This is a genomic window from Aerosakkonema sp. BLCC-F183 (genome assembly GCF_041929145.1).
In the GTDB taxonomy this organism is placed as follows: Bacteria; Cyanobacteriota; Cyanobacteriia; order Cyanobacteriales; family Aerosakkonemataceae; genus Aerosakkonema.
This window is the reverse complement of record NZ_JBHFNU010000029.1, coordinates 1-11386: the sequence shown is the minus strand read 5'-3', so window position 1 is coordinate 11386 and position 11386 is coordinate 1. Positions and strand designations below refer to the sequence as shown.

General features: G+C 41.1%; 12 protein-coding genes. 11 read left to right on the top strand and 1 reads right to left on the bottom strand.

The annotated features are described in order from the left end of the window. On the top strand, window positions 1–613 hold a 613-nt coding region (locus ACE1CD_RS07610), incomplete at its 5' end, for a hypothetical protein (RefSeq protein ID WP_374789289.1). Here the strand turns inward: ACE1CD_RS07610 and ACE1CD_RS07605 are convergent. Beyond that, window positions 536–2062, bottom strand: a complete 1527-nt coding sequence (locus tag ACE1CD_RS07605) for an RNA-guided endonuclease InsQ/TnpB family protein (RefSeq protein ID WP_374789288.1) — start codon at window positions 2060–2062, stop codon at window positions 536–538. The two genes, ACE1CD_RS07610 and ACE1CD_RS07605, sit on opposite strands and share 78 nt — an antisense overlap. A gap of 98 nt (window positions 2063–2160) precedes the next feature. Here ACE1CD_RS07605 and ACE1CD_RS07600 point away from each other — a divergent pair, with 98 nt between their 5' ends. The 10 genes from ACE1CD_RS07600 to ACE1CD_RS07555 all read left to right on the top strand — a co-directional run. Further along, on the top strand, window positions 2161–2334 hold the full coding sequence (locus tag ACE1CD_RS07600) for a hypothetical protein (RefSeq protein WP_374789287.1): 174 nt from the start codon (window positions 2161–2163) through the stop codon (window positions 2332–2334). A 17-nt stretch (window positions 2335–2351) separates the two neighbouring features. Continuing rightward, entirely contained in the window at window positions 2352–2567 is a 216-nt protein-coding gene (locus ACE1CD_RS07595) for a hypothetical protein (protein ID WP_374789286.1), read from the top strand. A gap of 148 nt (window positions 2568–2715) precedes the next feature. Continuing rightward, window positions 2716–2913: a hypothetical protein gene (locus tag ACE1CD_RS07590; protein ID WP_374789285.1), complete on the top strand. Its 198-nt coding sequence runs from the start codon at window positions 2716–2718 to the stop codon at window positions 2911–2913. Window positions 2914–2919: 6 nt separating this feature from the next. Continuing rightward, window positions 2920–3234, top strand: coding sequence for a hypothetical protein (locus ACE1CD_RS07585; protein ID WP_374789284.1), 315 nt, complete (start codon window positions 2920–2922; stop codon window positions 3232–3234). Between the two features lie 109 nt (window positions 3235–3343). Continuing rightward, complete coding sequence (locus tag ACE1CD_RS07580) at window positions 3344–4252, top strand: DUF5895 domain-containing protein (protein ID WP_374789283.1); 909 nt, start codon at window positions 3344–3346, stop codon at window positions 4250–4252. A 1-nt stretch (window position 4253) separates the two neighbouring features. Next, window positions 4254–4403, top strand: coding sequence for a hypothetical protein (locus ACE1CD_RS07575; RefSeq protein ID WP_374789282.1), 150 nt, complete (start codon window positions 4254–4256; stop codon window positions 4401–4403). 37 nt (window positions 4404–4440) lie between these two features. Continuing rightward, window positions 4441–5835 carry a DNA polymerase III subunit beta gene (dnaN, locus tag ACE1CD_RS07570; RefSeq protein WP_374789281.1) on the top strand — a complete coding sequence of 465 codons (1395 nt, stop codon included), beginning with the start codon at window positions 4441–4443 and terminating at the stop codon, window positions 5833–5835. A gap of 1838 nt (window positions 5836–7673) precedes the next feature. Then, the gene (locus tag ACE1CD_RS07565; RefSeq protein ID WP_374789280.1) at window positions 7674–7952 is read left to right on the top strand and encodes a hypothetical protein; all 279 of its coding nucleotides are present in this window, start codon (window positions 7674–7676) and stop codon (window positions 7950–7952) included. A 42-nt stretch (window positions 7953–7994) separates the two neighbouring features. Further along, entirely contained in the window at window positions 7995–9404 is a 1410-nt protein-coding gene (dnaX, locus tag ACE1CD_RS07560; protein WP_374789279.1) for a DNA polymerase III subunit gamma/tau, read from the top strand. A gap of 488 nt (window positions 9405–9892) precedes the next feature. Continuing rightward, window positions 9893–11386: DNA polymerase (locus ACE1CD_RS07555; RefSeq protein WP_374822866.1), on the top strand; the 1494-nt coding region annotated here is incomplete at its 3' end.

Below are 11386 nucleotides of genomic sequence, written 5' to 3'. Positions count from 1 at the left end.
ACCAGATGGCTGGTTAATTTCTCTATCCAATAAGCCTGCTATGTTTCCTCCATCGCCAGCACCAATTTTTTGGGATTGTAGTGCGATTCGTTATAGCCGCCTCAATCTTCCTCAAATTGGAAATTCTCTGGTAACTCCCTTGTTCTGCATCAACCAATATCTAAAGCTTAAAGCTAAGCCTGGGGATTTTATTACCTGTCCTGACCACATTCTGTTACCTGGTAGTAACTTAGAGTTTCGCCGCCTATTCAACTTAAAATGTGCCAAGGAATTCATCGTTTTAGCCAAAACGCATTTACCGTTCTGCCGACCTTTGGCAACAATTCATGGCGTAAGTATTGAAGAGAAAATTAGCAATGCAGTTAGGCTGTATGAACTAGGATATCATGCGCTTGCTGTTGGAGGTTTAGCCATTAATGGTAGCCAAAAGTACAGGAATATTGCAGCCATTCGAGCTATCCGAGAAACCTTACCTCCCAGTTGTCATCTTCATGTTTTTGGTCTATGCTCTCCTGATTACTTGACACTCTGCGGTCTAAAGACGCGCAGATTCTCTAGATTTTCTGCCGTATTTTCTAGATATCCGACTGTCAGCAATAGTATAATCAGTTAAATCAAACAAGCTCAACTGAATATTTAATTGCTCATAGGCATGGTTCCTAGTCTCAACCACAGAGGATTGATATCTACTAGGCGTAACTTTCTCCGAGTCCCGAAGTAGAGTTTCCTTAACTTTTTTGGGGAAAACTAACCCAACTTTTTTAGCCACAGTTCTTGATGCTTTTGTATCAGCATGATCTGTATATTGACAGTTGGTACAGACAAACTTTTCACCACTGCGATTTTTTTTGTCAATGTGTTTACATTTAGGACATTCTTGAGATGAATATTTAGGCTGAACTGGAATAACTGGTTTACCTAATTTAGCAGCCAACCAAGCGATTTTATCAAACAAATCACCCCAACCACAATCAAAAATTACCTTACTTAATCCAGTTTTAGCAGATGCCCCGTTTTTTAAATAACCTCCCTTCCCATCATGTTTAGGTTTAGCACGTTTGACCATGTTTTTGATATTCAGGTCTTCACGTCCAACAGCATCAGCAGTTTTAACGATTTTAGATGCTGCTTGCCAGTTATACCCATCTCGTTTTTGAGATAGTTTATGCTGTATCTTGGCTAATTTTTGGTAAGCCTTAGCCTTATTTTTAGAACCATTAATTTTGCGACTTGCTGCACGTTGACGTATTGCCAAGCGTCTAGCAGTTCTAGGATTAGTAGTGACTCTAATATTTTCTATAAAACTACCATCTGATAAAGCGACAAGCTTATTTACGCCTACATCAATGCCAACAACCGATTTAATTCCTTCCTTGATTTCTGGTATTTCTCCTGGTATTTCTACCAGTATGGAAATATACCAATCAGAGGCACTGCGTTTAATAGTACAGGTTCTAATTTCTTTAATTAAGGTTAAGTCCCTGCTATTAAACATTTTAACGTTGCCAATCCCAGGAAGATATACAGTTGCATAACTATCTACAAAGTTAATTAATTTAACTCGCCCTGGTTTGTACTCAAAACTATCTAACTTACGCAGATACCGAGGAAACCCTCTGCCATGTTTCCAAAAATTGTTAAATCCTGTGTCTAATTTAGCAATATTACGCTGTAAAATATCTGAATTAATATCTTTAAATTTTTGATTTTTGTGGCGTAATTGGGTTGTTACTTTCATTTGTATTCCCGATGAATTATCCCATTTAGTTACGCCCTTACTTGTTTTTAGAGCCAGGAATAAATCATCAGGTATAACCCCATGTTTAACAACAGGACAAGTTAGAGGACAACTAGCACCATACTCCATAAGAGACTCTAAATCGCAGAAAGAACCCCAAGCATAATTAATAGGAGTATCTGCATCTTGGTTATTAGTGTTATAGCCAGTTTCTCTTTCACGCAAAGCATAGTTACGGTGTTTTCTCAAAGTTATCAACCACTCAGACATTTTGACAATCTGAGTTTGACTTGGTTTTAACTTGAAATTCCACCGGACTTGCACTTGCTACTACCTACAATTTTTACATATACTATATTTAGTATATACGGCATAGTTAAAAATTACAACAAGAAAACGACTAAGAAATGTGCCTATTTTACATGATGAAGTTACAACGAAAAGAACTGTGTCGCATCTGTGAAACCTTAAGGAATTCAGGGATAGAAACTAGAGCAATGGGAAGTCGAGCGGCTAATTTAGGGAGAGCGATTCATAATCTTGGGGAATTGATTAAAATCCATCAGCAAGCCATTTCTAACCAAATGATTCATTAACTATCCTAGTTGTAACCATGCGAGTCTTTAAACAAGTCAGCTACGTAGAAATACCGCAGGGATGGCAAACTTATGTATTTCCTGTTTATGGCGGTTTTAGGCGCTACAAATTGCTCAAAACTCTCACTGAACTTGAGCAAGCTAAAGAAAACTGTGTTCGACAAGGGTGGAAAATGACCAATGCGACTTCTTTGGTTAATAAAATGAACTGTTTTTCAATTCAAAATTCATAATCTGCGAATTCAAAAACCAACCTCATGGACTTACTTCTATTTAGGTTTGTGGGTTCGTGTAATTTTGAATGAAAGCATTTGGCTTTTGAATTGTTGAACGCGCTGACGCGCCATTCATGCGACGTACTGCTATCAAAAGTTTGTCATTATGTCACAAAAAACCTCAGCTTCTCTATCCACTAATACTCCCTTATTTTTGTCAAAAACGATAACCTCTACGCCGCACTCCAGCGAATGTGGTCACACATCAAACGCCGAAGAAGAAAGGGAGGATAGAGAAAAAGAATGGTACGAACGGTGGGATTACTCTCATATCGGTGACACTGACATCGATTTGCATTACTGATTAATTATGATTCGCCAACAACTCATCTGTGATGTTTCCCCGAACAGCTTGGTAAATTCTTTTGATAATTCCGGTTTCAAAAGCTTGGTTATTTTCGATAATCAGGAATACCTGGAAATCAAATTTACCCAAAGCTGTCTGAAACAATTAACAGAGATTATCGCTCATCTGACTCGACTGCAACAGCTTCTCGTGGAATCGAAAAAACAGGACATCATTACTCAGCTTAACTCCCTGAATATACCTGTTGTCATTCCCAATAATCCTGAAAAACCTACATCAATTATGGTGGGTAATTCAGATGAAGAGATTCCATTTTAGTAGCCGAGATTTTTCCTTGATTACTCATCGAATCAGGAAATTTCTTGGCTCATCATTAGTGTCCTTGCGCTGACGCGCCACAGAAGGATTACAATTTATCCATAAATCAGTGAAAGACAAAGCATCTCAATCAAACCAGCCTGTCACTTCAGCAGATAGCGCTACTCCAACTGCATTGGAAACTACTAACATCGAATTAGAACGGGATGAACGGGATGAACGGGATGAGTTTGCTGACCCAATCTATCTCGACCCTAATGCCAAATTACCTCGTATCCAGGCATTGCGGGGTACTACTCCCAAATTGTGCGGCTACTTTGTCCCCGCCGACCAAATGGCGAAAGCTGGATGGTTCAATTTTGATGAAAAGTTACTTACTACCTATACCTTCGAGATTACTGGGGTTGAGGAACAAGGGTTTCTCACACCTTCCCCTCGAATGTTGGTGTGTCCTAGAACTCCTACTTTAGCTTACGATCGCAAGGCTACCAAAGAATCGAAACAATTGGTAATCTTGGGGCGCTATTCACCAGAATACAAGGATGAGGAGAATATCGGTAATACTCAATATTTTGAGGTTATCTTGCTTGATGCCGAGAACAAACCATTACACCAAGTTCCATTATCCTACCGGGCTAGTGGTGCTAACCAAGCTACCTTCGCTACCCACTGGCAGGCTTTTATCGATGAAATGACGGCTTGCCATGCTATCAGTAACCGCATCGCCGCCAGGGGTAAGAATAATCTTTTCAAGTGCTTGTGTGTATTTTGTTTCACCACTGTACGGGAATTAGCGGGGACAGCGCAGAAAAGCCCTGCCTGTAAAGTAGCTAGCCACGAGGTTCCTAGTTTGGAAACTTGGAAGCAGTATTTTCTGGGATTCAATCAAGAGCGCAAACAGGAGGTCTGGGAAGCTCTGCAACCTGCTCAACCTCTGATTGTACCTGGTCTTGGGGGTAGCACTAGCTCAATGCCTCAACTGCCACCTGCTCAACCGCAAACTCAGGGAAGTCGATAGGTTGGTTGATTCTCGATCGATTTTAGCATTCTGTGCGATCGCTTTGATGCGTTGGGTGGAGCGCAATCGCAGCAGCGTACCGGAGACATACCGTTTACATTACATAGGGTTTCTCATTTCCTTATCCACTCTAAGTTTTTGGAGTGGATAAAGGCTTTCATTATCTACACTAAATTTAACGAACTACCATGAAATTCTCTTGTACTGCCAAGCAATTCGATGCCGCACTCGATACAGTTATGGGTGCAATACCGAATAAACCAAATCATCCTATCCTTGCCAATGTTCTCCTCAAAGCATCTAACGAAAAATTAGAAGTTGGCGCTTTCGACCTCAGTTTGGGTATCACTGCCGATTTGGAGGCATCTGTTGAGTTTGAAGGTGCTTTTACACTTCCGGCTAAACATTTATCAAACATTATTTCTACTTTGCCCAAAGAGGAAGAACTGTCGTTTACTATTCTCCCAGATAAACAGGAAGCTATATTAACCTGTTCTGGCAAACGCTACAATTTTCGAGGTATGGCGGCATCTGAATTTCCTCAATTACCGACCATAGAGCCATCTACAGGTAATTTTGCCATATTGACTGCCAGTGTTCTAGCACGTGGGTTAAAAACTACTTTGTTTGCCACCGCATCGGATGAAACTCGGTTAGTTCTCACTGGTGTTAGGTTAACATTGTTAGGAGAGCGCGTGGAATTCGCTGCCACTAATGGCAAATCTCTGGCTGTGGTTAAAGATTCTATCCATACCAATGGTGAGAAAGCAGAGCCACTGCCTGAAAAGAGAACCAAAGGTAAAAGGAAATCCCCAATTACTGAGTCAAGCAGTTTAGCTATCACTGTTCCCAAAAGTGCGTTGAAGGAGTTGCAGAAGCTTTTGGGTAATCCAACAGAAAGCAAGGATGATTTTCCAGTTGAACTGCACTTCAATGATAGCCAAATTATGTTTAGTGGCGCTAACTTTACTCTGGTTTGTCGCGCCTTGGCTGGAAGTTATCCTGATTATCACCAATTGATACCATCCCAGTGGAGTCGAGAAGTTTCTGTCAGTTCTCAACAAATATTGGCAGCGGTGACTCGTCTTGCTACTTTTGACAAGCACAAAATTATTCGCTTCGTTTTAAATTCAACTGAGCAAGTGCTTTCTCTGTATGTGGAAGGGAAAGATATTGGCTCTGGTGCTGAATCTTTACCTGCTTTAATTAAAGGTGAGGATTTCCAGATTGGGTTTGATGCTGATGTTCTTATCCCTGCTATTAAAGCTATCCCTTCTTCTGAGTTGCGTTTTTCATTTAATGAACCCCATTATCCTGCTACTATCAATTTACCGGATAGTACTCTGTCTTCTGCTACGGTTTTAGTGATGCCTGTTGAACTTGGTGGGGAATCTCTAAAGCCTGAGCGTTCAGCACGACGGAAGTTATCTTCTGAGAGTTCATCAGCAGAAGTTAAAGAATCTTCAGTAGTTGAAGATGAACCATTGTCAGATGAGCCATTGTCAGCGCCTATTATGGAAATAGAATCAACAACAGAAGAAGCAGAAGAAGCTGACTTAGAACTGGCTGCACTCCCAATGTGAAGCACAGGTTACTGCGAAGGTATGTTTTCAGTGCTTTTTAGGGTATGTTTTTTGAAAAATATACCCTAAAAAACTATGGCTGATGGGCTAGAACCATTTCTATATATAGTAGATAGAAGGCTTTCGCTGGCTACCAGGAGTTTTTAGGGTATAAAAACTCGATTTTATACCCTAAAAGGCTATACGCTATGAGCCAGAACCATTGCTATATATGGTATAGAGTCGGTTTTGGCTGGCTCGCTGGAACTTTTTAGGGTACAAAAATCGGTTTTTATACCCTAAAAAGCTATGGGCCATGAGCTAGAACCATTTCTATATAAGGTATACAGGAGGCTTTCGCTGGCTACCAGGAGTTTTTAGGGTATAAAAACTCGATTTTATACCCTAAACGATTATGTGCGATGAGCCAGAACCATTGCTATATATACTATATAGGAGGTTTTTCCTGGCGAGATGGAGTTTTTTAGGGTACAAAAATCCGTTTTCATACCCTAAATTTAGGGTATGCTTCAGCGGTGATATACCCTAAGAGGGTATGGGCCATGAGCCAGAACCATTGCTATATAAGGGGTATTAAGTGTTTTCGCTCCCGTTGGGCTGTTTTTAGGGTACATCAAGCAGATTTTATACCCTAAATTTAAGGTACACTTCTGGCTGCAACATACCCTAAAAGATTAAGCGCCCTGAGCTAGGACTACTATTATATAAGGGGTATTAGGTGTTTTCGATCGCCTTGGGCTGTTTTTAGGGTACATCAACCGCATTCTATACCCTAAAAGACTAAGCAGGATAGCCAGAACCATTGCTTTATATGGTATATAGGAGTTTTCGCTGGCGACCAAGAGTTTTTAGGGTACAAAAATCGGTTTTTATACCCTAAACGACTATGCGCGATGAGCCAGAACCATTGCTATATATAGTATATAGGAGGCTTTCCCTGGCGACCAAGAGTTTTTAGGGTACAAAAACTCGATTTTATACCCTAAACGACTATGTGCGATGAGCCAGAACCATTGCTATATATACTATATAGGACGTTTTCCCTGGCGAGGTGGAGTTTTTTAGGGTACAAAAATCGGTTTTCATACCCTAAATTTAGGGTATGTTTCAGCGGTAATATACCCTAAAAGGGTATGGGCCATGAGCTAGAACCATTGCTATATAGTATATAGGAGGGTTTCCCTGGCTTGATGGACTTTTTAGGGTACATTTCTGGCTGCAACATACCCTAAAAGACTAAGCGCCCTGAGCTAGGACTACTATTATATAAGGGGTATGAGGTGTTTTCGATCGCCTTGGGCTGTTTTTAGGGTACATCAACCGGATTCTATACCCTAAAAGACTAAGCAGGATGAGCTAGAGCCACTGCTACATAAGTATATAGGAGGCTTTTCCTGGCTACTAAGAGTTTTTAGGGTACAAAAACTCGATTTCATACCCTAAACGACTATGTGCGATGATCCAGAACCAATGCTATATATAGTATATAGTAGGCTTTCCCTGGCGACCGAAAGTTTTTAGGGTACAAAAACTCGATTTTATACCCTAAACGACTATGTGCGATGAGCCAGAACCATTGCTATATATAGTATATAGGAGGTTTTGGCTGGCGAGGTGGAGTTTTTTAGGGTACAAAAATCGGTTTTCATACCCTAAATTTAGGGTATGTTTCAGCGGTAATATACCCTAAAAGGGTATGGGCCATGAGCTAGAACCATTGCTATATATAGAATATAGGAGGCTTTCCCTGGCTCGACGGAGTTTTTTAGGGTACATAAACCTGATTTTATACCCTAAATTTAGGGTATGTTTGAACGGCTTTTGTACCCTAAAAGGCTATGGACAGTGACTTAGAAACCCTGCTGAATGCGGCTTTGCAACTACCTCGCCAGGATTTGGAAAAGTTGCACGCCATCATCGGTGGATTGCTGGAAGCAACCGAACGGTCAAATCAGCCAATACCAGGGGAGAGACGGGGCAGGATTGAGTGGAAGACGATACGCAACAAGAAGCAGGGCAAAGAATACGGCCCTTATCCTTATTTGCGCTACTGGCACGATGGGAAGCTCAAATCGAAGTATCTGAAAGATTTACCAACCAATTTCAACGAGCCTTAATTAGGCTACTAACTGTTCTATATTTTTAATTTTGAATTGCTTATGTACCAACCATTTCATCAGAAGTACCGCCCGCAGATTTTAGCTGATTTAGTGGGTCAAAATGCGATCGCTACTGCCCTTACTAATGCTATCAACTCTGGGCGCATTGCCAGTGCCTATCTGTTTACTGGGCCAAGAGGCACTGGTAAAACTTCATCTGCTCGCATTTTAGCTAAATCCCTCAACTGTTTAGAAACGGATAGCCCCACAGCGTCTCCTTGCGGTCGCTGTTCCTCTTGTCGAGATATTGCCAATGGTGCTGCCATCGATGTGTTAGAACTCGATGCAGCCAGCAATAATGGGGTTGACCAGATTCGTGAGATTTGTACCGGAGCGCACTTGACTCCAGTGCAGGGTCGCTATAAAATATATGCGATCGACGAAGCTCATGGATTGAGTGGTGCAGCGACTCAGGCTCTTCTGAAAACCCTTGAGGAACCCCCGCCCAACGTGGTGTTCATCCTGTGTACTACCGAACCTCAAAAGCTACCAAATACTATCATTTCTCGCTGCCAACGCTACAACTTTCAACGCATTAGTTTAGATGCTTTGGTGGAACATTTGAAAACCGTTGCTGAATTTGAGGGGGTAGTAATTGATGAAGTTGCTATACACTTGGTAGCACAGTTAGCGACAGGTGGATTGCGAGATGCGCTTTCTTTGTTGGAGCAACTTAGCTTACTAGAACAGCCGATTACAGACCAAGAAATTTGGGAGTTGGTGGGGGCTGTACCAGAGCAAGAATTAGTGGAGTTGGTGAGTGCGATCGCATCTGATAAAGAATTGGATACTATTGATATAATTCGCACCATCCTCAATTCCGGGAAAGAGCCTTTGGTGGTTCTTCAGAATTTAATTGAATTCTACACCAAAATGCTGATTGCTCTCACTACTCCTGATAGTCAGAGCGATTCATTGTTATTAGAAGGAACACTGAAACAATGCAAACAACTAGCAATTTCGTTGGGTCGTGGTACCATTTTAGCTTCTCAACAACATCTGAGAAATTGTGAAGCCCAAATCAAATCTTCTACCCAAGCTTGGCTATGGTTAGAAGTTGCTATTCTGGGATTACTTCCCGGTGCTATGCAGAATGTCGGTAATTCCAATGTTAATGGCACATCGCAAGTAAAATTTGCGCTTGCTGCATCACCCATAGCTTCACCAACATCTACTGCGGTTCCTGTTCCTAATAGTAACATCTGGCAAACTGTGCTAGCCAAAGTTCCCCCGGCGCTTAAAGTGTTGCTTTCTCAACATGGCTCATTGGCGAGTTTCTCAGAGGATACGGCTACTGTATTTGTCAAAAGTGCTGCTTTGAAACCGAGGGTGGATAGCCAAATTGCTGCTTTGGAATCCGCATTTAGTTCTGTTACTTCTAGACCGATTAAAGTTTCTGTGTCTAGCTAAATAGTTTCTTGATTTTAGATGGGAAAGATGGAGAAAAATTATATCATATCCCGTGGCATTGGTTGTGTAATCTCATTTTTATTGTCACATAGATAAGGAAGGAGAGAAATATCTGTGTATCCTACAGAAAGGTGAACACTTACATCTGTGTTCATCTGTGTTCATCTGTGTTTCATCTGTGGTAAAAAATTCCCCCTGGATTTCCGCCAATAAAGCATGATATTACTTTTACACTACCAATGCTAAGGGACATGATATTACATTCTCCCCCACTAAATCAAGCATATTATAGTGGGGCGTATCTATGGCTCACGCTGCCATATTTCCTGGGTTTTATCTGGCCAAATTTTGCTAGTTATCATAAATAAGGACAGCATTAATTTTGCCAATATCCTTGTACCATACCAATCCCGATGCTTGAGAAATTAGTTAATATAATAGTAGGGATTTGGTAGATTTATTAATCACAATTTTAACTAGGTGTTTTCATGCCACAATATTTTCAATATAGTTTATTCCTGCAACAGGAAGAAAAACTTCAATCCAACATTGTTCTGCTCGATAACCCCCAATTTCCTCAACTTATCCAAAGGTGGAAACAAGCTAATAGATTTGGCTTTGATTTAGAAACTTTTGGCAATTCAGGGGAACCTGACAGCGCTCTTGACCCCAACAGTGGAGAAATTCGCCTGATTTCTATAGCCGTTCCTATAGATAATGAAGTTTGGGTGTTATTGATTGATTTAGATTTCTATAATGAGCAAAGAACGCAAATCGAACGACAACTTCAAAACCTGGGATTCTGGGAAATATTGGCAGAAAGATTAGCCAATCCAACGGTAGAAGTTGTGGGTCATTCTTTGGATTTTGAACAACAGTGGATGTTGGCAAAATATGGCTTTAAAATTCGCTGTATCCGCGATACTAAGTTGATGAGCCAGGTGTACTGGGCTGGTTTAGACCCTTGGCTGGATAAAGTTAACAATAAACCGCATTCTTTGGCTTCTGTTTGTCTGCGTCTTGGCATTGATATAGATAAAACGGAACAGAAATCTGAATGGGGTTGGGGAGATAAGGGGGGTGGAAAGCTGAGTAATAATCAGCTTAATTATGCAGGTTTAGATGCTGAAGTAGTTCTGCAAGTACATGACCGACTCGAACCTTTGTTAAAGGAAATTGGTGTGTGGAATTCCTATTTGGTTGAGTGTAGTGCAACACCAGCTTTTGCACAGATGGCTTATTATGGGATGCCTGTGAATGAGGCGGTTTTGGATAGTGTCACCGTGCAGTATGAAAAGGCTTATCAGGATTTGGTGAATAGGTTGGGTTCTACTTTTCCTGAAGCGGTTCCTTATCTTTATTCAACTAAGGAGTTACCGAAGTTGATTAATGGCAAATTCAAGTTAAAGTTAACTCAGGTGAATGCTGATTCTTTGAGTAAGTATTGGGATATTCCAGAACTCAGGTTGATTTCGGTGATTAAGACTACTAAGACTTATCTGGATTATTTGGCTAATCTGAAGGAATCGTTACGGGATGGATATGTGCGTTCTCGTTATACGCAAATTAATCGGGCGGCTTTTGGTCGCAGTAGTAGCCAACATCCTAATTTGCAAAATCCTCCGAATCCTAGTAATTTTCCTGGGGAGTTACAGGCTTATAATTTGCCTGCGATTAGAACGGTTTTTGTGGCGCATCTGGGTACTAGCTTGATTGTTTCTGACCTGTCGAAAGCACATACTCGGATTGCTTGTGAGGCTTCTGGGGATAGTGAGTTAACTAAGCGGTTGAATTCCCAGAGTCAAGAAATCTTTTGTTCGATAGCTTCTGCGATCGCCTTGATTCAAGGTCTGGGTTATGATTGGACTGAGGATAATATTCGTCTGTGGGTTAAGGATAAATCTCATGCTAATCATCAGATGGCGGCGATGTTGCGGGCTGTTAGTAAGAACGTGCATTATGGGTCGATGAATTTGCAGGGT

What these genes read in the sequence shown, in the direction of transcription:
- ACE1CD_RS07585 (WP_374789284.1), top strand. Translation starts at nt 2,920, where the DNA reads ATGATTCGCCAACAACTCATCTGTGATGTTTCCCCGAACAGCTTGGTA.
- ACE1CD_RS07590 (WP_374789285.1), top strand. Translation starts at nt 2,716, where the DNA reads ATGTCACAAAAAACCTCAGCTTCTCTATCCACTAATACTCCCTTATTT.
- dnaX (WP_374789279.1), top strand. Translation starts at nt 7,995, where the DNA reads ATGTACCAACCATTTCATCAGAAGTACCGCCCGCAGATTTTAGCTGAT.
- ACE1CD_RS07595 (WP_374789286.1), top strand. Translation starts at nt 2,352, where the DNA reads ATGCGAGTCTTTAAACAAGTCAGCTACGTAGAAATACCGCAGGGATGG.
- ACE1CD_RS07600 (WP_374789287.1), top strand. Translation starts at nt 2,161, where the DNA reads ATGATGAAGTTACAACGAAAAGAACTGTGTCGCATCTGTGAAACCTTA.
- dnaN (WP_374789281.1), top strand. Translation starts at nt 4,441, where the DNA reads ATGAAATTCTCTTGTACTGCCAAGCAATTCGATGCCGCACTCGATACA.
- ACE1CD_RS07565 (WP_374789280.1), top strand. Translation starts at nt 7,674, where the DNA reads ATGGACAGTGACTTAGAAACCCTGCTGAATGCGGCTTTGCAACTACCT.